22 protein-coding genes are annotated in these 22587 nt (G+C 63.8%); 17 read left to right on the top strand and 5 right to left on the bottom strand.

Going from position 1 to position 22587, the window contains the following annotated elements; all coding sequences use genetic code 11:
- Positions 1–7: 7 nt before the first annotated feature.
- From miaA to PAN31117_RS07815, 8 genes are all read left to right on the top strand, one after another.
- Positions 8–949, top strand: a complete 942-nt coding sequence (gene miaA, locus PAN31117_RS07850; RefSeq protein ID WP_150737669.1) for a tRNA (adenosine(37)-N6)-dimethylallyltransferase MiaA — start codon at positions 8–10, stop codon at positions 947–949.
- 134 nt (positions 950–1083) lie between these two features.
- Positions 1084–1968 carry an ABC transporter permease gene (locus PAN31117_RS07845; protein ID WP_150737668.1) on the top strand — a complete coding sequence of 295 codons (885 nt, stop codon included), beginning with the start codon at positions 1084–1086 and terminating at the stop codon, positions 1966–1968.
- 1 nt (position 1969) lies between these two features.
- A complete protein-coding gene (locus tag PAN31117_RS07840) occupies positions 1970–3022 on the top strand; it encodes an ABC transporter ATP-binding protein (RefSeq protein ID WP_150737667.1) in 1053 nt (350 codons plus the stop codon).
- Positions 3023–3117: 95 nt separating this feature from the next.
- The gene (locus tag PAN31117_RS07835) at positions 3118–4182 is read left to right on the top strand and encodes an extracellular solute-binding protein (RefSeq protein WP_150737666.1); all 1065 of its coding nucleotides are present in this window, start codon (positions 3118–3120) and stop codon (positions 4180–4182) included.
- A gap of 44 nt (positions 4183–4226) precedes the next feature.
- A complete protein-coding gene (locus PAN31117_RS07830; protein ID WP_246188955.1) occupies positions 4227–5138 on the top strand; it encodes an ABC transporter permease in 912 nt (303 codons plus the stop codon).
- Positions 5139–5227: 89 nt separating this feature from the next.
- Complete coding sequence (locus PAN31117_RS07825; protein WP_150737665.1) at positions 5228–6424, top strand: M24 family metallopeptidase; 1197 nt, start codon at positions 5228–5230, stop codon at positions 6422–6424.
- A gap of 62 nt (positions 6425–6486) precedes the next feature.
- Entirely contained in the window at positions 6487–7728 is a 1242-nt protein-coding gene (locus PAN31117_RS07820) for a metal-dependent hydrolase family protein (RefSeq protein WP_150737664.1), read from the top strand.
- Between the two features lie 121 nt (positions 7729–7849).
- Complete coding sequence (locus PAN31117_RS07815) at positions 7850–8764, top strand: LysR substrate-binding domain-containing protein (RefSeq protein ID WP_150737663.1); 915 nt, start codon at positions 7850–7852, stop codon at positions 8762–8764.
- A gap of 21 nt (positions 8765–8785) precedes the next feature.
- Here PAN31117_RS07815 and PAN31117_RS07810 read toward each other — a convergent pair whose 3' ends face one another.
- A complete protein-coding gene (locus PAN31117_RS07810; RefSeq protein ID WP_150737662.1) occupies positions 8786–9667 on the bottom strand; it encodes a LysR family transcriptional regulator in 882 nt (293 codons plus the stop codon).
- Between the two features lie 189 nt (positions 9668–9856).
- On the opposite strand from PAN31117_RS07810, the gene PAN31117_RS07805 reads away from it, so the two are divergent.
- A complete protein-coding gene (locus tag PAN31117_RS07805; protein ID WP_246188954.1) occupies positions 9857–11416 on the top strand; it encodes an MFS transporter in 1560 nt (519 codons plus the stop codon).
- Between the two features lie 120 nt (positions 11417–11536).
- Here PAN31117_RS07805 and purM read toward each other — a convergent pair whose 3' ends face one another.
- Positions 11537–12583, bottom strand: a complete 1047-nt coding sequence (gene purM / locus PAN31117_RS07800) for a phosphoribosylformylglycinamidine cyclo-ligase (RefSeq protein ID WP_150737661.1) — start codon at positions 12581–12583, stop codon at positions 11537–11539.
- Between the two features lie 146 nt (positions 12584–12729).
- On the opposite strand from purM, the gene hda reads away from it, so the two are divergent.
- The 6 genes from hda (at position 12730) to panB (ending at position 17854) form a co-directional block, all read left to right on the top strand.
- The gene (gene hda, locus PAN31117_RS07795; RefSeq protein WP_150737660.1) at positions 12730–13440 is read left to right on the top strand and encodes a DnaA regulatory inactivator Hda; all 711 of its coding nucleotides are present in this window, start codon (positions 12730–12732) and stop codon (positions 13438–13440) included.
- A 142-nt stretch (positions 13441–13582) separates the two neighbouring features.
- The gene (locus PAN31117_RS07790; RefSeq protein ID WP_150664409.1) at positions 13583–14263 is read left to right on the top strand and encodes a histidinol-phosphatase; all 681 of its coding nucleotides are present in this window, start codon (positions 13583–13585) and stop codon (positions 14261–14263) included.
- Positions 14260–15786 (top strand): polynucleotide adenylyltransferase PcnB, encoded by a 1527-nt coding sequence (pcnB, locus tag PAN31117_RS07785; protein WP_150737659.1) that lies wholly within the window; start codon positions 14260–14262, stop codon positions 15784–15786. The genes PAN31117_RS07790 and pcnB overlap by 4 nt, the downstream gene beginning before the upstream one ends.
- On the top strand, positions 15786–16298 hold the full coding sequence (gene folK / locus PAN31117_RS07780) for a 2-amino-4-hydroxy-6-hydroxymethyldihydropteridine diphosphokinase (protein ID WP_150737658.1): 513 nt from the start codon (positions 15786–15788) through the stop codon (positions 16296–16298). The genes pcnB and folK overlap by 1 nt, the downstream gene beginning before the upstream one ends.
- Entirely contained in the window at positions 16295–16951 is a 657-nt protein-coding gene (locus PAN31117_RS07775; RefSeq protein ID WP_174990865.1) for a deoxynucleoside kinase, read from the top strand. Before folK ends, PAN31117_RS07775 begins: the two co-directional genes overlap by 4 nt.
- Before the next feature lie 84 nt (positions 16952–17035).
- Positions 17036–17854 carry a 3-methyl-2-oxobutanoate hydroxymethyltransferase gene (gene panB, locus PAN31117_RS07770; RefSeq protein ID WP_150737657.1) on the top strand — a complete coding sequence of 273 codons (819 nt, stop codon included), beginning with the start codon at positions 17036–17038 and terminating at the stop codon, positions 17852–17854.
- A 71-nt stretch (positions 17855–17925) separates the two neighbouring features.
- On the opposite strand, the gene PAN31117_RS07765 is transcribed toward panB, so the two are convergent.
- From PAN31117_RS07765 to PAN31117_RS07755, 3 genes are all read right to left on the bottom strand, one after another.
- Positions 17926–18456 carry a hypothetical protein gene (locus PAN31117_RS07765; protein ID WP_150737656.1) on the bottom strand — a complete coding sequence of 177 codons (531 nt, stop codon included), beginning with the start codon at positions 18454–18456 and terminating at the stop codon, positions 17926–17928.
- Positions 18457–18615: 159 nt separating this feature from the next.
- A complete protein-coding gene (locus tag PAN31117_RS07760) occupies positions 18616–19983 on the bottom strand; it encodes a sensor histidine kinase (RefSeq protein ID WP_150737655.1) in 1368 nt (455 codons plus the stop codon).
- On the bottom strand, positions 19980–20642 hold the full coding sequence (locus tag PAN31117_RS07755; RefSeq protein ID WP_150737654.1) for a response regulator transcription factor: 663 nt from the start codon (positions 20640–20642) through the stop codon (positions 19980–19982). The genes PAN31117_RS07760 and PAN31117_RS07755 overlap by 4 nt, the downstream gene beginning before the upstream one ends.
- 195 nt (positions 20643–20837) lie before the next feature.
- Here PAN31117_RS07755 and PAN31117_RS07750 point away from each other — a divergent pair, with 195 nt between their 5' ends.
- On the top strand, positions 20838–21638 hold the full coding sequence (locus PAN31117_RS07750) for an ABC transporter ATP-binding protein (RefSeq protein ID WP_150737653.1): 801 nt from the start codon (positions 20838–20840) through the stop codon (positions 21636–21638).
- A gap of 11 nt (positions 21639–21649) precedes the next feature.
- Positions 21650–22558 (top strand): ABC transporter permease, encoded by a 909-nt coding sequence (locus PAN31117_RS07745; RefSeq protein WP_150737652.1) that lies wholly within the window; start codon positions 21650–21652, stop codon positions 22556–22558.
- Positions 22559–22587: the final 29 nt, after the last annotated feature.

Below are 22587 nucleotides of genomic sequence, written 5' to 3'. Positions count from 1 at the left end.
GCGGTTCATGAAGGCAAACACTCCGATCGTCTGCTTGCTGGGCCCGACGGCTTCCGGCAAGACTGCGGCCGCGCTAGCGCTCGCGCAAGCCACCCCGCTGGAGATCATCAGCGTCGACTCCGCACTCGTCTATCGCGAGATGGATATCGGCACGGCCAAGCCGAGCGCCGACGAACTCGCGACCGTACCGCATCACCTGATCGACATCATCGATCCGCGCGACGCCTACTCGGCCGCGCAATTCCGTGAAGACACGCTACGTCTGGTCGACGAGATCGCCGCACGCGGACGTCGTCCGCTGCTCGTCGGTGGCACGATGCTGTACTACAAAGCGCTCACGCAAGGCCTCTCGCCACTGCCGTCGGCCGACGCCGATGTGCGTGCAAAACTCGATGAAGACGCCTCACGCGACGGCTGGCCTGCAATGCATGCGCGGCTCGCGAGCGTCGATCCGGTGACGGCAGCACGCCTCGCGCCGAACGACGCACAGCGCATTCAACGCGCGCTGGAAATCTTCGAGTTGTCGGGCAAACCGATGTCGCAGTGGCTGGCCGAACAAACGCCCGACACGGCGTCACCGCACACGTTCGTGCCGGTGGCGCTGGAGCCGGGTGACCGCTCGGTGTTACACGCACGCATCGCGGAGCGCTTCCGTTTGATGCTCGCGGCGGGCTTCGTCGAAGAAGTCGAGCGCTTGCGCGCGCGCGGCGACCTCGATCCGGGTCTGCCGTCGATGCGCTGCGTCGGCTACCGTCAGGTGTGGGAATACCTCGACGGCGAGACCGACTACGACACCATGCGCGACAAGGGTGTCTTCGCCACGCGTCAGTTGTGCAAGCGTCAGCTCACGTGGCTGCGCTCGATGCCGGAGCGTCACATCGTCGACTGCACCGCCGCCGACGCACAGCAACGCGCCCTCGCGACCGTGCGCGCGCTCTGGCGCGACTGAACGCCCCCTCCCGGCATCCGTTGAAACCCTGACAGCTTTCCGGTTTGCATGTCGATTTTGATATGCTAATTTGCATATCAACGTTTCGAGCAATGCAAATTTGCATCGAATCCACGATACCGGGAAGGGTGCCAATGACGCAGACTTCGATGGAGCCGAGTGGGGTGACGGGCGATGTGCTGAGACTGCCGACAGGCAGCCCGAGGCGCGTGCCGGTTGCGGCATGGACGAAATGGGCGGTGCGTGCAGGGATCGCGCTGATCTACCTGTTCATGCTGAGTCCGCTGATCTTCGTCGTCTGGCTGAGCTTCTTCAAAGACGCGATCATCACGTTCCCGCCGAGCGGCTATACCGTGTCGTGGTACGTCAACGCGTGGCGCAACGCTGCGTTCGCCAACGGTTTCCTGCTCTCCCTGCAACTCGCTGCGTGCGCGGCCATCGGCGGCGTCATCCTCGGCGTGGCCGCATCGCTCGCCCTTGCCCGCTACCGCTTCCCCGGGCGTCGCACGCTCGGCAACGTTCTGCTGCTGCCACTCGTTGTGCCGGGTATCGTCGCGGGCATCGCCACCTATCTGTTCTATCTGCGCGCCGAGAACGCGCTCGACATGGACATCGTCGGCACGTTCGGCGGTCTCGTGATTGCCCACATCTGTCTGACCATTCCGTGGACGATGCGCCTCGTGGGCGCAAGCCTCGCGCAGATCGACGGCACCATCGAAGAAGCCGCACGCAACCTCGGCGCAGGCCCGTGGCGCACGCTCTGGCGCGTGACGTTGCCGATGCTGCGCCCCGCCATCGTCGCGGCCGTACTGTTCAGCTTTATCGTGTCGTTCGAGAACCTCGAACTCACGCTGCCGCTCGTGGGGCCGGGCAAGACCACGCTGCCCATCGCGATCATGCAGTACCTCGAATTCAACCTCGATCCGACGATTGCTGCCGTGTCTGCGGCGCAGATCGTGCTGCTCGGCATCGTCATGCTGATCACCGATCGCTTCGTCAAACTCAGCCAGGTGATCTGACATGGCCAACGTTTCGCTTCGCTCGCTGCGCAAGCAGTACGGCAACGCCGCTGCCGTAGCAGACTTCTCACTCGACATCGCCGAAGGCGAACTCGTGGCCTTCCTCGGCCCTAGCGGCTGCGGCAAGACCACCACGCTGCGCATGGTCGCGGGCTTCGTCGAGCCGACGGCCGGTGAAATCTGGATCGGCGGCAAAGAGGTGTCGCGTCTGCCGCCGCACCGTCGTAACACCGGCATGGTGTTTCAGCGCTACGCCCTGTTCCCGCACATGACGGTCGCCGAGAACGTGGCGTTCGGGCTGGAGATGCGGCGCGTGTCCGCCGCCGACCGCGCCACACGCATTCGCGAAGCGCTCGACATGGTGCGCCTCACGTCGCTCGCCGATCGCTATCCGCGTCAGCTCTCCGGCGGTCAGCAGCAGCGTGTGGCCATCGCCCGCGCGCTCGCGATTCGCCCCGACGTCTTCCTGCTCGACGAACCGCTCTCGAACCTCGATGCGAAGCTTCGCACCGAAGTGCGCGAAGAAATCCGCGCGCTGCAACGCCGTCTCGGCCTCACGACGATCTTCGTCACGCACGATCAGGAAGAGGCGCTCGCGATTGCCGACCGTCTGGCCGTGATGCACGACGGCTGCGTGCAGCAGATCGGCACCGCCGACGCCCTCTACGAACGTCCGGCGAATCCCTTCGTCGCCAACTTCCTCGGCAAGATGAATTTCCTCGCCGGACAGATGGAGGCGGGCCAGTTCGTCACCGCCAAGGGCGAGCGCCTTGCGCTGGCAGGCGCGACACCCGACGCGAAAACGCTCGGTATCCGCCCCGAACGCCTGCGCCTGACCGACGCCCCGGCGCAACACGAAACCGCCCTGCCCGTCACCGTCGATCAGACGATCTATCTCGGCTCGACGCTGGAGCTTCGGCTAAAGAGCCCGCAAGGCGAAATGCTCGTCGCGCATGTGCCGAACACGGCACGCGACGACGCCCGGCTTTACGCCCCCGGCAGCGCGCTCAAGGCGTGCTTCGCGAGCACCGACTGCCTGTTTTTCAACGCTTGATGCTTCACGACTAAAGCCCTCACCCCACACTCATTTCACCCACGCTTCGACCCATGCCAAGGCCCTCGACGGCCGACGTTTAGAAGGATGACGACATGACGCACGCCCTGAACCGCCGCACGTTCCTGAAGACCGCTTCCGGTCTGGTGATTGCCCCCGCGCTGGGACTCGATACCCTCTCGGCGTATGCCGCGCAGGCGTGTCCGGACGTGGTCGTCGGCACCTGGGGCGGCGACTATCTGAACCTGCTTGAACAGAACATCGGCAAGCCGATCATCGAAGCCGCTGGCGGCAAGGTCACGTACGACTCCGCCGATCAGGTCGGACGCATGACAAAGCTGCGCGCCGAGAAGGCATCGCGTCGCGGCTCACTCGACGTTGCCTGTCTCGCCGACCTCGACATGTACGACATCAACCGCTCGGGGATCCTCGAGACCGTCGACGCGAAGCTCGTGCCGAATCTGGCCAACACGCTCGAAGCGCTGCGTCGTCCGTACTCGATCCCGCACATCTTCAGCGCGATGGTGATCGTCTACAACCCGGAAAAGCTCGGCACGAAACCCGACTCGTTCACCGCCGCGCTCGATCCGAAGCTCAAGGGCAAGGTCGGCTTCTCCGACATCCTTTACAACTTCAACGTGGTGAGCAGTTCGCTCGCGGCCGGTCACAAAGACGGCGATATGGCCGGTGGCGTGCAGTTCCTGCGCGAGTTGCGCAAGTCACAGCAACCCAAGGTCTATCCGTCGAACGAAGCGGTGGCCTCGGCGCTCAAGAGCGGAGACATCTGGTTCACATGTATGTGGAAGGCGCGCGCACTTCAGTGGAAGAAGGCGGGCGTGCCCATCGACTACGTGGTACCGAAGGAAGGCGCGGTGCCGGTGACGTTCGAAGCCGCCGTGCCGAAGAACTCGCAGTCCAAGCCATGCGGCTTCAACTATCTGAACGCGATGCTCGACCCGCGTGCCCAGATCGGTTTTGCCGAGACGATGGGCTACGCGCCAACCGTGAAGAACGCGAACCTGCCACCGTCGTTGCAGCAAAGCGTGGGCTTCACGAACGCCGAACTCGACCGCATGGTGAAGCTCGACTATGCGCGCTTCACCGCCGATAAGCCCGCGCTGCTCGATTTCTGGAACAAGGAATTCAAGGTGGGGCTGTGAACGTCGCCAACTCACCAGACGCACATAAGGCACAGGACGCCGCCATGACGTCGCACCGCCCGCCCACCGAAGCCTCCCGGGCCGCCACCGCACGCGCGGTGCGCGGCGCGTTCACCGGCGGGTCGCTCGCAGCACCCGCCACGCTCGTGGTGCTGCTGGTGATCGTGCTGCCGGGCCTGCAACTGGTGCGCTACAGCTTCAACCGGTTCGACCCCGTCGACATGATGCAGGCAGCCCTCACCGGCGCGAACTACATCAAGTTCTTCACCGATCCGTACTACCTGTCGGTGTTGTGGACGACGATCAAGGTCGCATCGCTGTGCACGGTGCTCGCACTCGTCTTCGGCTTCCCCGTTGCGTATGTGCTGGCGCGCACGCAAAGCCGTTTCAAGAGCCTGCTCGTCATGCTGCTGGTGTTCCCGTTGCTCGTGGGCAACGTGGTGCGCGCGGCGGGCTGGATGGTGATGCTCGGCAACGCCGGTTTCGTCAACTCGCTGCTCGTGTCGCTGGGCATCGTGCCGCAGCCGATTCGTCTGCTGTACACGCCGTTTGCCGTCGTCATCGGCACCACGGCGGTCGTGCTGCCCTACATGATTCTGACGTTGCAGAGTGTGCTCGAAGGCATGGACTTCTCTGTCGAAGAAGCCGCGCGCAATCTCGGCGCCACCTTTCGTCAGACGCTCACCCGTGTGATCCTCCCGATGGCCGCACCGGGTATCGCAGCGGGCACCATGCTCGTCTTCATTCTGTGCATGAACGCGTACGCCACCCCCGTGCTACTCGGCGGCACCGGCATCACGATGATGACGCCTTCGATCTACGACCAGATCGCCAAGGCAAACAACTGGCCGTTCGGCGCGGTGCTCTCCATCGTGTCGATGGTCGTGACGTTCGCACTCGCCATTGCCTCTCACTGGGTCATTCACCGCCGTTACGCGAAGACGATGATGACCTGACTTCGTTCGTGCGCGCGAGCTTCGCATTGCCCTACCCTGCGCGCATGTCTCTGACACTTCGCCTCTCGTTTGCAGACAAGGATTTCCCCATGCCGACTCTCTCCGATGCCACACGTCAGTACCGTCGCGGGCTGATGAACGATCTGATGGACCGTACGCGTGTCGATGCGCTCGTATTCACCGCCGCCGACTTCTTCCAGTGGGCCACCAACTTTCACGTCGACGTGCAGACGTGGGAGCGTCCCATCGCCATTTGCGTGCCGCGTAGCGGCGAGCCGTTCGCCGTGATGAACGAACTGTCCACGCACCATCTGATGATGGCGCGCGAGCGTCATCACCTGTGGCTCGATCTGGAACGCGTGACACTCTACGCCGAGCATCCGCGCGTCACGCAACGCCAGCCGCTGCTCGCCGAAGTGCCCGCGCTCATCGCGGACACGCTGCGCGCCGCCGGGTTGGCCGCATCGCGTATCGGGGTCGATGCCGCAGGTGGTCCGCTCGCGCGTGCGGGCGCCATGCTGCCCGACGCGAAGTTCGTGCCGATGCTCGCGGACATGCGTGGCCTGCGCTGGGTCAAGCACGAAGAAGAGATCGCCATCATGCGGGCGGCTGCCGAACTGGCGGACTGGGTGCAGGACCGGTATCGCGAGAACATTCGTCCCGGGCGCCTGGTGCAGGAACTCGACTACTCGATGGCCGCGTTGATGGTCACTGAGGGGGCAAAGCGCTTCCCCGGCGAGAACCTCGAAGTCATGCGCTGCTGGACGCTTTCCGGCCCGGCGTCGGCCTCGCCACATGGCGATGGTGCGTCGTGCGGCGCGCGCATCAGCGAAGGCGACGGCATGGTGAATATCGTGATCCCGCGTCTGAACGGTCTCGTCATCGAAAACGAACGGACGTGGTTCTGCGGCAAACCGTCGAGCGAACAGGCGCACTTCTACGAGGTCGCGCGCGCGGCGAACGAAGCCGCTGTCGGGGCCGCCATCACCGGCAAGCCCGTGTCCGGCATCGACGCCGCTGCGCAGGCCGTCATCGAGAAAGCCGGTTGCGGGGAGTACATCCGTCATCGCACCGGTCACGGCATGGGCATCATCGGTCACGAGTATCCGGACGACATGGCGTTCAACCATCGCCCGCTGCTGGCGAACGAAGTGTATTCGGCCGAGCCGGGCATCTATGTCTACGGGCTGGGCGGGTTCCGACTGGACGACTCGGTCGTCACCGGCGACACGCCGATCATGCTCACCCAGACCCCGCGAACGCTCGCGCACGCGACCATCGATTGAGAACGGAAAGCAGATGCCGACGTACGAGCGTCTGCGCAAAACAACATCCCGGAGGAGAAGTCATGGAGTCGATTCTGCTGTCGAACTGCGCGCTGCTGGACCCCATCAAGGGCGAGCTTCGCGAAGATCACGCTGTGCTGATTGAAAACGGACGCATCAAGGAAGTCTCGGACAAGCCGATTCGCGCGACGTCCGCACGCGAGATCGACGCGCACGGCCGCACCGTCATGCCGGGCCTCATCGATCTGCACGTGCACGTACACGCGACGCAGCTCAATCTCTCGGCGCAGGCGCATCTGCCGAACGTGCTCGTCACGCTCAAATCGGTACCGATTCTGCAAGGCATGTTGCGACGCGGCTTCACCACGGTCCGCGATGCGGGCGGCGCAGGTCACGCCATCAAGCACGCCGTCGAGAGCGGGCTGGCCGAAGGCCCGCGTCTGTTCGTGTCGGGCCGCGCGATCAGCCAGACCGGCGGCCACGGTGACGGACGCCCACGCACCGACTACATCGGCACCGACGGCCCGTGCCCGTGCTGTGTGCGCGTCGGCGCGCTCTCCCGCGTGGCCGACGGCGTGGACGAAGTGCGCCGCGCCGTACGCGAAGAACTGCAAATGGGTGCGGACCAGATCAAGATCATGGCGTCGGGCGGCGTGGCGTCGCCGACCGATCCCGTCGGCGCATGGGGTTATTCGGAAGACGAAATCCGCGCCATCGTCGCGGAGGCGCGCGGGCGTGGCACCTATGTGCTCGCGCATGCGTACACGGCGGCGGCCATCGAACGTGCCGTGCGTTGCGGTGTGCGTACCATCGAGCACGGCAACCTTGTCGATGCCCCGACCGCACGCTTCATGGCGGAGCAAGGCGCGTATGCGGTGCCAACGCTGGTGACTTACGACGCGCTTGCCAACGAAGGCAAGTCACTCGGCCTGCCCGACGACAGCGTCGCGAAGATTGCCGACGTGCACGCCGCCGGTCTGCGCTCGCTGGAGATCTTCCGCGAAGCCGGTGTGAAGATGGGTTACGGCTCGGACCTGCTCGGCGAGTCGCAGCGCCTGCAAAGCGACGAATTCCGTCTGCGTGCCGAAGTTCTGTCGCCCGCGGAGATTCTGCGCAGTGCGACGGTCGTCGGCGCGGAGGTGCTCGGACAGTCGGGGCAACTCGGTGAAATCGTGCCCGGCGCACATGCCGATGTGCTGATCGTCGACGGCAATCCGCTCGCGTCGCTCGACTGCCTGCTCGGGCAGGGGGAGCGAATTCCGATGGTGATGAAGGGCGGTAAAATCCACGCTTTCGCGCTGTAAGGCAGTGGCTGCACCGGATGGGGAGGGGGGCGACGCGCCTCGGTGGGTCGCGCGTCGTCGCTCACGCCTGAGTCTGCGGCCTGACACGTCTGCCCACACGCCAACCTTTCGTGGAGAATCGATGGATTTCCGGCACATCGACGCCTTTCGGGCGCTGATGCTCACGCGCACGACCACCAAAGCGGCACAGGTGCTCGGCACGTCGCAGTCTGCGGTGAGCCGTCTCGTCGCCGATCTCGAACGCTCGACGCGCCTCACGCTATTCGACCGTGCGCGGGGCCGTCTTGAGCCGACGGCGGAAGCGTTCGCGCTGTTCGAGGAAGTCGAGCGCCGTTATGCGGGTCTCGACAACATCCGCGAATTCGCGCTGAATCTGCGCAACCCCGACCGGGCCGTCATTCGTGTCGGGTCGGTCGTGTCGTTCGGGCTGGGATTCTCCGCGCGCGTGATGGCCGGGTACCGCGCGTTGTACCCGAGCGTGCAACTGGCGTTGACAACCGGCGCATCGGACCTGATTCGCGATCAGGTTGTCACACACCAGCTGGCGCTGGGGCTGGTGACCGACACCATCGACGTGGCGGCCACCGACGCTGTCTCCTTTGCCAAACTCGACGCCATCTGCGCGTTACCTGCGGGTCACGCGCTCGCGCGCAAGAAGGTGATTCGTCTGGCCGATCTGAAGGGACAGCCGATTCTCTCGTACGAGCCGACGGACATGATCCGCTGGGGCATGGATCAGTTGTTCGCCGACGGCCAGCTGCATGAGCAGGTCGTCGCCACGGCGCGCTATTCGATCAACATCGGCACGATGGTCAAGGAGAACGTCGGTATCGGCTTGCTGCACCCGGTGTCGGCCTACGACTTCCTCGATTCGGATCTCGTATTGCGACGCTTCGAGCCGTCGATGCCCTTTCACACCCTGCGCATTACGCCGCGCGCCGCCGCGCCCAGCGCGCAACTCGACGATCTCGTGCGAGTGATGGAAACGACACTGGACGATGTGATGGCGGCGGTGGAAGCACGGATGAAGCGGTGACCGGATGACAGCGCGCAACGCTCACAGCATCCGGTCGCACATGAAGTCGACGAACACGCGCAGCTTCGGCGAGAGATGCCGACTGGAAGGCCATAGCATCCAGAACTGTCCAGGGTTCTCCAGCACATCGTCCAGGAACGACTGAAGCTGCCCGGCCGCGAGCGCATCGTGCGCGAGAAAGTCGGGCATGTAGGCGACGCCCAGCCCGTGGGTCGTCGCGCTGAGCAACGCTTCCATGTTGTTGCATGTGAGGCTCGTGTTCAGCTTCGGCTCGTGTGTGATATCTGCTGCGAATACCCACGGCTGCAATTTCCCCGACGTCGGAAAGCGGAAGCGAAGGCAGGCGTGCGTTGCCAGATCGGCCGGTGTTTGCGGCACGCCATGCTTTGCGAGATATCTCGGTGACGCGCATAGCACGAACCGAAAAGGCCCTGCCTTTCGCGACATCAGCGTGGAGTCCGGCAAGTCGCCGCTGCGAATCGCAACATCCAGCCCGCTTTCGATTAGATCGACGATACGGTCGTCGAAGTTTAGATCAAGCTCGATGTCCGGATATTTCTCGGCGAATGCCGGTAGCAGCGGCATGACGAAGCGGTACGCCGTGACCGGCAGCCCGATGCGCAATTTGCCTCGCGGCGTTTGCGACACCTGCGAGAGCATGGCGCGCGCGTCGGCCAGCTCATCGAGTACGCGACGACAGCGTTCGTAGTACATCTGCCCGGCCTCCGTGAGATTCACGCGTCGCGTGCTGCGCTGAAAGAGCCGCACGCCGAGTGTCGTTTCGAGTCTCGCGATCTGCTTGCCGATGGCCGATGCCGACACGCCCGTCGCACGCCCCGCCGCCACGAAACTCAAGGTCTCGGCCGCCCGCACGAAAGCCGTAATTTCCGCCAGATTGTCCATCCTCGCTTATCTCTCCTTCGCGTTTCGGGGGCAGTGCATCGCCCGGCAGTGTCTCGCATCGCGCACCGCCAATTACGGAATTTTATTCCTGAATCTAAGAACCTATAGCCTGTTTATTCTCGATTGACGATTTCCTAGCATGTATGGCGTGACGTCAACCGACGTTTCGCATCTTCTCAGGATGTCTTCATGTCGCTCATGACCTCCCGGCCCGCCCCGCAGATGCAGGCGTCGCTGCGCCGCCGGTTGCTTGGCCTGTTTTCCGTGTGCATCGCAGCGTTGCTGCTGCCGATGAGTTTTTCCGGCGGGGCCGTCGCCACACCGGCCATCGGTGCGGCGCTACACGGCAGCGCGCTTGAAATGCGCTGGATCACCAGCGCGTTCATGCTGGCGTTCGGTGGCTGCCTGATGGCCGCAGGCGCGTGCGCCGATGCGTTCGGCCGCAAACGTGTCTTTCTGCTGGGCGTGGCCGCGTTGCTGCTGACGTCGCTCGGGCTGGTGCTGGCGCGCTCCGCGCTTGCCGTCGACTGGCTTCGTGCGCTGCAAGGCGTGGCGGCTGCGGCGACGCTCGCTGGTGGGGGCGCATCGCTCGCGCAGGACTTCGATGGTCACGCCCGCGCCCGCGCTTACGGACTCTTGGGGACGACCTTCGGTGTCGGCCTGGCGTTTGGACCGTTGCTTGCCGGCGCGTTGATTGCACGCTTCGGATGGCAAGGCGTGTTCGGTGCGACAGCTGCCGTCTCCGCGCTGGCGCTCGTCATCGGTGCACAGTGCGTGCGTGAGTCGCGTGATCCGGCGGCCACCGGCCTCGACTGGCCCGGCACACTGACGTTCACCAGCGCCCTCGCCTGCTTCACTTACGGTGTGATTCAGGCACCGGCGCTCGGGGCAGCGGCACCGGAGGTCATCGGTACGCTCGTGTTGGCGTTGTTGCTGGCGATCGCGTTCGTCATCGTCGAACGACGTGTCGCGCATCCGATGCTCGACCTGACATTGTTTCGTTACGTGCGCTTCATCGGCGTGCAAATGCTGCCGATTGCCACATGCCTTTGCTACATCGTGCTGCTCGTATTACTGCCACTACGCTTCATCGGCGTGCACGGCGACAGCGAGATCGTGGCGGGGCTGAAGATGATGGCGCTGTCGCTGCCGATGCTTGTCGTGCCGTTCATCGCAACGCAACTCGCAAGGCGCATGCCTGCGGGCGTGCTTTGCAGTGCAGGACTGGTGATCGCGGCGGCCGGTCTGGGGTGGCTCGCGCGCTGCATCGGTGCGCCGGAGACCGGCGTATTGAGCCCTTCGCTTTGGCCGATGCTCGTGATCGGCACTGGCAGCGCGATACCTTGGGGGCTGATGGACGGTTTGTCGGTCAGCGTGGTGCCGACGGAACGTGCGGGCATGGCGATGGGCATCTTCAACACGACGCGTGTGGCAAGCGAAGGCCTTGCGCTCGCGCTTGTGGGCGGGGTGCTGATCGCGCTGATTGGCTCCCATTTGCCCGACGTGCATGGCGAAGTGGCGCCCAACATCGCCCGCGAGACGGTCAACCGCATCGTGGCGGGCGATCTGCACGGTGCGGCAGCAAACGTGCCTGTGTGGAGCGAAGCGGTATTACGCGACTCCTACGAGCAAGCATTCTCGACTTTGCTCGACCGCCTCGCCATGGCGACGATGTTGTGCGCGATCATGGTGTTCTTCTGTCTCGGGGAAACACGCAAGCGCATAGCGGTGCAAGAGACGTCGTGCTGACAACGTTGAAGTGGCGATGGCGAACACCGTCCGAACGCAGCCGACGATAACCCGCCAACCCAAAAACAAAAAGCCCGCCGGATCTCCTGCGGGCTTTGTGCATTCCTGACGACGAATGGCTTACGACACGATCGTTTGTGCTTCGCCTTCCTTACGCTCGCGAATCGTGCCCAGACGGTAGACCGTCTCGCCCGACGCTTCGAGGTGCTTGAGCGCAGCGTCCGCGTCGGCAGCCGACACGATCACGGCCATGCCGATACCGCAGTTGAACACGCGATGCATTTCGGCGTCGGCCACCTTGCCGTGTTCCTGCAACCACTGGAACAGCGGCGGGAGCGTCCAGGCGTCCTGCTTGATGTCGGCCGTCAGATGATCCTGCAGCACGCGCGGGATGTTCTCGACAATGCCGCCACCCGTGATGTGAGCCATGCCCTTGACCGTCAGCGTTTCCATCAGCGCGAGCAGCGGCTTGACGTAAATACGCGTCGGGGCCATCAGCACGTCGCGCAGCGGCTGGCCGTGGAAGTCTGCGTCCAGATCCGGCTTGGCGACTTCAAGGATCTTGCGAACCAGCGAGTAACCGTTCGAATGCGCACCCGACGAGGCCAGACCCAGCACCACGTCGCCCGGGACGATCGACTTGCCGTCGATGATCTTGCTCTTTTCGACCGCACCGACCGCGAAACCGGCGAGATCGTATTCGCCGTCGGGGTACATGCTCGGCATCTCCGCCGTCTCGCCGCCGATCAGCGCGCAACCGGACAGCTCGCAACCCTGGGCGATGCCCTTGACGACCGTCGCGGCCGTGGCCACGTCCAGCTTGCCGCAGGCGAAGTAGTCGAGGAAGAACAGCGGCTCGGCGCCCTGCACCAGAATGTCGTTCACGCTCATGGCGACCAGATCCTGGCCCACCGTGTCGTGCTTGTTCAGCGTGAAGGCCAGCTTGAGCTTGGTGCCCACGCCGTCGGTCCCCGAAACGAGCACCGGCTCCTTGTAGCGCTTGGGCACTTCGAACAGTGCGCCGAAGCCGCCAATGCCGCCCAGCACGCCGTCGCGCAGGGTTTTCTTGGCAAACGGCTTGATCGCTTCGACCAATGCGTCGCCCGCTTCGATGTCGACGCCAGCGTCGCGATAGGAAAGGCCGGATGTTTCGTTAGGGTGTGACATGACGGGAATGCATCAAGGTTCGGTAAAATGCGATTTTACCCGATGCGCGTGTCCTTTCGGAACGCAAAGCGGATATCGGACGCCAGGAATGCCCGGCGTGCCCTGTAAACCGTACTCTGCCGGCCTTTAGCCGGCTTTCTTCGTTCGTGATTCAGCAACTGTATCTCGACCTCGGCACCCCGCCGCCCGCGACGTTCGACAATTTTATTGTCGGGCCCAACCGCGAGGCGGCGCAGACGCTTGCCGACCTTCCCGCCGAACTCTCGGCGGGCACGGCGCGCGACCGCGGCATCTACCTCTGGGGAGCTGCCGGGTCCGGCCGCACCCATCTGATGGAGGCCCTGTGCCACGCCGTGGGGCCGAGCGCGCGTTATTTGCGTCCCAACAGCCCGCTGGCCGCTTTCACGTTCGACGACGCCAGCACGGTCTACTGCGTGGACGACAGCGACAACCTCTCGCCTACGCAGCAAATCGCGGCCTTCAATCTGTTCAACGAGACCCGCGCCCGTCCGCATTGCGCGTTCGTAGCCGCCGGCTCACAGCCGCCGGTCGACATGCCGCTGCGCGAAGACCTGCGCACCCGCCTCGGCTGGGGTCTTGTATTCCACATTGTGGGATTGGACGATGACGGCAAGAAGCAGGCCCTGCAAAACGCCGCACGCGAGCGTGGGTTGCAACTGGCAGCCGACGTGCCAGCCTATCTGCTCACGCACTTCGAGCGCGATATGTCGAGCCTGATGGCTCTGCTCGACCGGCTCGACCGGTTTTCGATGGAGCAAAAGCGGGCGGTGACGCTGCCGTTGCTGCGCCAGATGCTCACCCATACCGACCCGGCCCCGCCGGACGGCAAACCCTGAGCGGTGGCCGATCGGACACATCACCGGACACATCTTATGGGGTACCTGTCGGTAACATTCGATACCCGTTCCGCGCAGGTGCCAGCCCCCTCAATCACCGAACGACATTAGACGGCCCTTCGCTTCAGGTAAAATTCGCGCAATGACCAATTTAGCTCTCTTCGATCTCGATCACACCCTGCTGCCGACCGACAGCGACAAGGAATGGGGCCGTTTCCTCGTGCGCCAGGGCGCGGTCGAGCGCGACTCGTACGCGCAGGCCAACGAGGCCTTCTATCAGGACTACCGTGCAGGCCGACTCGACATGCCGGCCTATCTGCGTTTCTGCCTCGCCCCGCTCGCGCGCTATCCGCGTGACCAGCTCGACGCCTGGCATGCGCAGTACATGGAGGAGTCGATCTTGCCGCACGTGCGTCCGGAAGCGCTCGAACTGCTCGACATGCACCGCAAGGCGGGCGATCTTTGCGCCATCGTGACGGCGACGAACACGTTCGTCACCCGCCCCATCGCCAAAGCCTTCGGCGTCGACCATCTGATCGGCACCGAACCGGCGACCGTCGGCGACGACCCGAACGCGCGTTATACCGGCGAGTACGTGGGCACACCGAGCTTCCGCGAAGGCAAGATCACCCGCACCGAAGCGTGGCTCGCCAGTCTCGGCAAGACCTGGGGCGACTTCAACCACGCCTTTTTCTATAGCGATTCCGCCAACGACGTCCCCCTGATGGAGAAGGTGAACCATCCGGTGGCAACGAACCCCGATGAGGCGCTGCGCGAAATCGCACTGGCGCGTCGCTGGCCCATTCTCGAGTTGTTCCAGTGATCCGCAAATTCATCAAGAAGCTGCTCGGCAAAGACGGCCAGACCGAAAGCGGCGCAAATAGTCTGCCGCCCGGCACGCCGGTCGTCATTCCCGTCTCCGTGCACGGCATCGATCCGACGCTGCTGTCGAAGAACGCCGTGCGCGTGACCGACACGTTGCAGCAAGCCGGGTTCAAGGCCTTCGTCGTCGGCGGCGCGGTGCGCGATCTGCTGCTCGGTATCGCCCCCAAAGACTTCGACGTCGCCACGAGCGCCACGCCCGAACAGGTCCAGCGCCTGTTCCGCCGCGCCCGCATCATCGGTCGCCGCTTCCAGATCGTTCACGTGCAATTCGGACAGGAGATCATCGAGACCTCTACGTTCCGCGCGTTGGTCGAGGCGGTCGATAGCGAGCAAATCGGTGCGCGTCGTCCGAAAAAGGGTGAACTCGACCGCAAGACGCACGTCACCGACGAATCGGGTCGCGTGCTGCGCGACAACGTGTGGGGCGAGCAGGACGAAGACGCCGCCCGGCGCGACTTCACCGTCAACGCCATGTATTACGACCCGGCGACGCAGACGGTGCACGACTATCACCGCGGCTTTGAAGACATTCAGAAGCGCGTGCTGCGCATGATCGGCGATCCGGCCACGCGTTATCGCGAAGACCCGGTGCGCATGCTGCGCGTGGTGCGCTTCGCGGCCAAGCTCGGTTTCAAGATCGACGCAGCGACGGCCGAGCCGATTCCGCAACTCGCACCGCTGATCGACAATGTGCCTGCGGCGCGTCTGTTCGACGAAATGCTCAAACTGCTGCTCTCGGGCCACGCGTGGGCGTGTGTGCAGCAACTGCGCTCGCAGGGCCTGCATCACGGTCTGCTGCCATTGCTCGACGTGGTGCTGGAACAGCCGCTCGGCGAGAAATTCGTCGCGCTCGCGCTCGCCAATACCGACGCACGCATTCGCGCAGGCAAGCCAGTGTCGCCGGGCTTCCTGTTCGCGGCGCTGCTGTGGCATCTGGTGCTTGAGAAGTGGCAGGCTTATCAGAGCGCTGGCGAATATCCGATTCCGGCGCTGCATCTCGCCATGGACGACGTGCTCGACGCACAAACCGGCAAGCTGGCCATCCAGCGCCGTTTCGTCGCCGACATGAAGGAAATCTGGGGCCTGCAGGTGCGTCTGGACAAGCGTGTCGGCCGTACGCCGTTGCGTCTGCTCGAACATCCGCGCCTGCGTGCCGGTTACGACTTTCTGTTGCTGCGTTGCGAGTCGGGCGAAGTCCCGGCCGAAGCCGGTCAATGGTGGACGGACTTCCTCGAAGGCGACTCGGTCAAGCGCGACGAACTGCTGTCGCAAGGCAGCGGATCGTCAGGGTCGACGCCTGCTGCGAAGCGTCGCCGTCGTCGTCGCAAGCCCTCGGGCGGACGTGGCGGTGAAGGTGGCGAAGGCGGTGGTAGCGAGAGTGGCGGCGGTAGTGAGAACGCTACCAGCGAGAATCATGGCAAGCGGGTATCATCGCGACAGCATGGTTCCGAAGGTGCTTAATGACTGTTGCCTATATCGGGCTCGGCGCGAATCTCGGCGACGCCCGCCAAGCGATTAAGGACGCCATCGTCTGCCTGGCGCAGCAGATCGGCGTCACGATCATCGGCAAATCCGACCTGTATCGCACCGCCCCCATCGAATCGAGCGGCGACGACTATCTCAACTGCGCTGTCGCCGTCGAGACGAGTCTGACCGCCCGCCAGCTACTCGCCCTGTGCCTGAAGATCGAGTTGCATTTCGGACGTGAGCGGCCGTACAAGAATGCGCCGCGCACGCTCGATCTCGATCTGCTTGTCTACGGCGACGAGCGCATTGACGAACCCGATCTGATCGTGCCGCATCCGCGTCTCGCGTTGCGTGCTTTCGTGCTGCATCCGCTTGCGGATATCGCCCCCGAACTCGACATTCCCGGCGTGGGACGCGTCAGCGCCCTGTTGCCCTACGTTGCCGACCAACGCATCGAACGTGTTGCTCAGGGCTGCTGCCCGACCAAGCGGGTGTGCACATCATGAGATCGCCGGTGCTCGGGCGATTTCGCTATCTCGCCGTCGAAGGTCCGATCGGCGTTGGCAAGACGTCGCTCGCGCAGCGTCTGGCTGACGCAGCCGGTGCCGACCTGATGCTCGAACAGCCTGCGCTCAATCCCTTTCTCGAACGTTTCTATCGCGACAGCGCGCGTTATGCGTTGCCCGCGCAGTTGTCGTTCTGTTTGCAACGTGTGGACGAGGCGACGGAGATTGCGCGTCGCGAGATCGACGGCAAGCCGATCTTTACCGACTTCCTGCCCGAGAAGGACGGCCTGTTCGCGCGTCTCACGCTGTCTGCCGACGAGCTTGAGTTGTACCGCAAGCTCGTTGCGCACATCGAGCGTACGCACCGTGCGCCGGACCTCGTGATTCATCTGCAAGCCAGTCCCGAAACGCTGTTCTCTCGCATCCAGAAGCGTGCTATTCCGATGGAACAGCAGATTCCGGACACGTATCTGCGCGCGCTGTGCGACATCTACGGCGAATTCTTCTATCATTACGCCGCTGCGCCGGTGTTGACAGTCGACACAGAACAATTCGACCCGGCGCACGACGACAGCGACTTCGCCCTGCTGGTCGAACGTATCGATCAGATGCGCGGGCGCAAGGAAGTCTTCGTCAAGGGCGCTCGCCTCTGACCTCCGACGCTCCGCCTGCTGCTGCGCCCATGCCGCACCCGTCGCATCTGTGCTGCCCGCGAACCCTCCTGAACCGAGGCTGACATGAGTTATCTGCAAGAATCCAACCGCAAGGCCGTGACCGTTCCCGGACTTGCCCAGATGCGCGCACGTGGCGAGAAGATCGCCATGCTCACCGCTTATGACGCAAGCTTTGCCGCGCTGCTGGACCGCGTGGGCGTCGACGCCATTCTCATCGGTGACTCGCTGGGCAACGTGATTCAGGGCCAGCGCACCACGCTGCCTGTGACGCTGCGCGACATCTGTTATCACACCGAATGTGTAGCGCGCAGTGTCGAGAAGGCGCTCGTGCTGGCCGACCTGCCCTTCGGCACGTTCGGTACCAAGGAGCAGGCGTATCAGAGCGCCGTAGCCGTCATGCAAGCGGGTGCGCAGATGGTGAAGATCGAAGGCGGTGCGTGGCTCGCGGAGACGGTGCGCTTTCTGGTCGAGCGCAGCATCCCCGTGTGCGCCCACCTGGGCCTGACGCCGCAGTCGGTGCACGCCTTCGGCGGCTTCAAGGTGCAAGGTCGTGAAGACGCGGCGCAGGTGCAATTGCTTGAAGACGCACGCGCGTTGCAAGCGGCCGGTGCTCAACTCGTGGTGCTCGAAGCGATTCCCGCCGCGCTCGCCGCGCGCGTGACGCCGGAACTGCCGACGATGCCGACCATCGGTATTGGCGCCGGTGTCGATTGTGACGGTCAGGTGCTCGTGCTTCAGGACATGCTCGGCGTGTTCCCCGGCAAGTCGCCGAAGTTCTCGAAGAACTTCATGGATGGCCAGCCGAGCATCGCAGCGGCCATCGAAGCTTACGTGCAGGCGGTGAAGCACAGCACGTTCCCGACGTTGGAACACAGCTTCTGAGATCGCACGCAGGCAACGTCCGCGAGGACAAGAAAAAAGCGGCTCAGCGATGAGCCGCTTTTTTTATGCCGTCAGCCGGACGCCTTCTGCTGCTCCCTTAGCATCCGCTCCATCCTCGCCTTGATGTCGGCACAGTTCTTTTCCAGCTTTCCGTCGAGCGGCAAATTCGCTGTCGTCATGCCTGAGGGCACGTTCGTCGCCACAGCCCCATCCCAATCGACGTGCACATACATCTGGTCGGGGCCGACCTCGCCCAACGATTGATTCGGCGGCGGCGCATGCCATCCCGCATCGTCTTTGACGAGCATGCCTAATCGCGCAGTCCGATGTCCGTGATCGGTACCGATCTGCCGAACGGCGCAATACAACGTGAAGCTCTGTGGCGTTCCCCACGCAGAAGGTCCTGTCTTTTCGTAGCGATAAAGGCGTTTGACCTGGAGCATCGAATCCGTCGCGGTACGCTGCGTTTCCGCGATGACCATGCCGTCGCCCATACCGAGGTCGCGCGACGTGACGGGCGTGTGAAGTGAAAGATCGCTGGCACATCCGGCGCTGGCGAATGCCGCCGTGACAACGAGCGACAGAATGCCGAAACGACGCATGCTTGCCTCCTCTCATGTTCCGGATCGTCGGAGTCTGGATGCGCCGGTCGAGCGCCCGGAGTACGAACCAATATCGGGGGGACGAAAGACGCGGTCAAGCGGCATCGGGCTAAAGATTGCGGAAGGAATACTCCAAACGAGGGTACCCGCCCCCCGTCATCAAACCGCGACCGGCAACGTCAGCACGACGGCAAAGCCCTCGCCTTCCACACGTTCGAAGCTCATATGCCCACCGTGGGCATGCACGACCTCCGCGACCATTGCCAGCCCCAGGCTTGCGCCTTCGCGTCCGTCGGCGCGCGATGAGAAGGGGGTGCGCACGCGTTGCCACTCCTGCTCGGGGATGCCCGGCCCATCGTCGAAAAATCGCAAGCGCCACTGATCGCCGACACGTGTCACGTCCACATGAAGACGATGCGGTGCGCCATAAGCCAACGCATTGACCAGCACGTTCTTGATCGCTTCACGCAAACTCAATTCGTCGCCTACGATCATGCACGGCTCTTCCGGCGCATGCAGCGCGACGTCGATGTCGCGCGTGGCGTACGACAGCGTCTCGCGCATCGCCGTCTGCAGCAGTTCGTTCAGATCGACGGGGGTCGGCGCAATGCTCTCCGCCCGGTGCTGCACCATCGCGTGATTGATCAGTTGATGGATCAGCCCACCCAGCCCGCGCGCCTGCTTCTGAATGCGTGCGATGTGTGTCTGACGTGCAGCCTCGTCCTGCGTCTGTGTCAGCATTTCCGCTTGCGCCGTGAGCGCGGTCACCGGCGTTCGCAGTTGATGCGCAGCGTCGCCGATCACGCGACGCATCAACGCACGCGACGTCGCCAGCCGCTGCATGAAATCGTTGATCGCGCCCACAAGCGCCAGCGTTTCCGCAGGCACGGTCACCGCCAGAGGCGCGAGGTCGTTCGGATCGCGCGCGCGTATCGCCCCTTCGATTTGCTTGAGCGGTGCAAGCGCCTGACGCAGCGTCCACAACGCGGCAAGCATCGTCAGCACAGCGGTCGCAATCGTGATGAGCAACGTGTTGTCCGCCAACCCGCGCGTGAAGCGTTCGCGCGCATTCTGCGTGTGTGCAAGCGCAACCACCGCCCACGGATGGGGCGACGTCACCGGCATGCGCCGTCCCACGATGGCGATGCGGATCGGCATCTCCTGATACGTGCCGTCGACCACGATGGGGCCGTCGGCCAGCTTGTCCCAAGGAATCGGCGGACGGAACTCGGAATCGCCCGCCACGGAGCGGCCGTTCGGATCGAGCACGGTGTAGAAAATCTGATCGCCGGGGGCGAGCGCAGAAAAGGCCGCAAGCGGTACATCGACGTTCACTTCGCCGTTCTGGTACCAGGTGTTCTCCGCGACCTGCAAGGCACTGCCGAGCAACCAGCGATCGTAGGCCCGGTCGACGGCAGAGCGCGTCGAAAACCAGATGCCCAACAACACCGCAACGACCGCGAACGCCAACACCGCGCCCATGCGAATCACCAGACGCAGGTAAAGAGAGCGGCCGGGGACGATCATGACAGCACGAGTTGGTAGCCCAGCCCGCGCAGCGTGCGAATCTGGAATTGCGCGCTGGCCAATTTCTTGCGCAGACGGGCGACGTATTGCTCGATGGCGTTCGCGTTCGGTGCGGGCTCGTCGCCGTACAGACGATCCATCAATTCGTCTTTGCCGAAGATGCGCCCCGGGCGTCCGGCAAGGATTTCCAGCAGCGTGACTTCACGGCGCGTGAGTTCGATGGGCTGGCCGTCCACTTCGACGCCGCGACTCTTGCGATCGAGCGTGAGATTGGCGCAGGTCAGACGATTGGTCGCGTCCTGCCCGGTGCGGCGCATCAACGCACGCACACGCGCTTCGAGCTCGCGGAAATCGAAAGGCTTGGTGAGGTAATCGTCCGCGCCGAGATCGAGCGCACGCACGCGCTCTTCGATCTCGGCACATGCGGTGAGCATCAGCACGCGCGTGGACAGGCCGCGCTCGCGCACGCGTCTGAGCAACTCGAATCCGTCGACGTGCGGCAGCATAACGTCGAGGATCAGCAGGTCGTAATCGTCGCCGATGCGACCGGCGGCAACCGCCCCGTCCGTCTCGCAATCGAGCGCGTGGCCAAGCCGACGCAATTGCGTGGCGATCGCTTCGGCGACATCGGCGGTGTCTTCCACCAGCATGATGCGCATGGTCTTCTCGTCTCCTAATCTTCCTGAGGCTTTCGTCTTCTGAGCGCGATTGTCTCGGAATTCCCTGTGAGCCACCTCAGTGTTTCCCCTGAATTCGGGCCGTAGCGCGGCGCGATGTCAGGTTCGCTACAGCTTCGCTACTTAGTATCGAGCCGACTACAAAAAAGCACTATCGCATTCTTCAGGAGACACGCAATGCACAACGCCCCCCATGCGGGCGCTGCGGGGACGACTTCGCCCGCAGTGCCGCCATTGCTCGAAATAGACGCCGTCACGCTGCAATACAAGACCGACGATTATCTCGTCACCGCCGCCCAACAGGTGAGCTTCAACGTCTACCCGGGCGACCGCTTTGTGCTGCTCGGCCCGTCCGGCTGCGGCAAATCGACGTTGCTCAAGGCCATCGGTGGTTATCTGCCACCGGTTCATGGCGAAATCCGCCTCAAAGGCCGCACGATCACCGAACCCGGCCCGGACCGCATGATGGTGTTCCAGGAGTTCGACCAACTCCTGCCGTGGAAGACCGTGCGTCAGAACGTGGAATTCGCGCTCACGGCCAGCGGACGCCTCAAGGGACGCGACGCCGCCGAGCGCGCCGCCCACTTCATCGAGAAAGTCGGTCTGGCGAAGTTTATCGACAGCTATCCGCACACGCTCTCCGGCGGCATGAAGCAGCGCGTGTCCATTGCACGCGGTATGGCAATGGAGCCCGACGTCCTGCTCATGGACGAGCCGTTTGCCGCGCTCGACGCCCTCACCCGTCGCAAGATGCAGGACGAATTGCTGCGCCTGTGGGACGACACGCGCTTCACCGTGCTGTTCGTCACGCACGGTATCGACGAAGCGATCCGCATCGGTACGCGCATTTTGCTGCTCTCGCCGCATCCGGGTCAGGTCAAGGCAGAACTCAACAGCATCGCCCCCGAACAACTCGGCACGGCGCATCAGAGCGAGCTTGAGACCCGCATCGATCAACTGCTGTTCGCGACCCACTGAGGATGACGGCCATGAATGCTATCCCTTCGCAAGCCACCACGTCGGCATCCCCTACCCCGATCGAACCCGTCTATCGTCCGGAGTTCGTGCTCGAACCGGTGCAGGCCGAGCTGTCGTCGATCCAGCGCCCGCTCTCCACCTTCGAGACCCTTTATCGTCTGAGCTGGCTGCGCAAGACCGTGATCCTGTGCGTGCTCGCCATCATCTGGGAAATCTACGGACGCTGGCTCGACAACGCCCTGCTGTTCCCGAGCTTCACCGACACGGTCGCCGCGTTCGCAAGCGGCCTGACGAGCGGCGTGCTGCTGCTGCGCGCCGTCGTCTCGCTCAAGACGCTGCTCATCGGCTACGGCATCGGGATCGCGCTCGCCGCGGTGCTCACCACCGTCGCCATCAGTTCGAAGATCGGCAACGATCTGCTGGAGACGCTCACCGCGATGTTCAATCCGCTGCCGGCCATCGCTTTGCTGCCGCTGGCGCTGATCTGGTTCGGACTGGGCAACGGCAGCGTGATCTTCGTACTCGTGCATTCGGTGCTGTGGGCCGTGGCGCTCAACACGCACAGCGGGTTCCGGGGCGTGTCGAAAACGCTGCGCATGGTGGGCCAGAACTACGGTCTGAAGCGCTTCGCGCTAGTGCAGCATGTGCTGATCCCGGCGGCGTTTCCGAGCATCCTCACGGGCCTGAAGGTAGGCTGGGCGTTCGCATGGCGCACGCTGATCGCCGCCGAGCTAGTGTTCGGCGTGTCGTCCGGCTCGGGCGGCCTCGGCTGGTACATCTTCGAGAACCGCAACTCGCTGGAGACGGCCAACGTCTTCGCCGGGCTGTTCTTCGTGATTCTGATCGGGCTGGCCGTCGAGAACCTGCTGTTCGCCCGCATCGAGAAACGCACGTTGCACCGTTGGGGGATGCAGCACTGACACTCGGAGCGGTCCGGAATTTCGGCCTG

This window comes from Pandoraea anapnoica (assembly GCF_902459765.1).
Classification (GTDB): domain Bacteria; phylum Pseudomonadota; class Gammaproteobacteria; order Burkholderiales; family Burkholderiaceae; genus Pandoraea; species Pandoraea anapnoica.
Note: the sequence above shows the minus strand (reverse complement) of the source record. Positions and strands in the feature narration are given on the sequence as shown.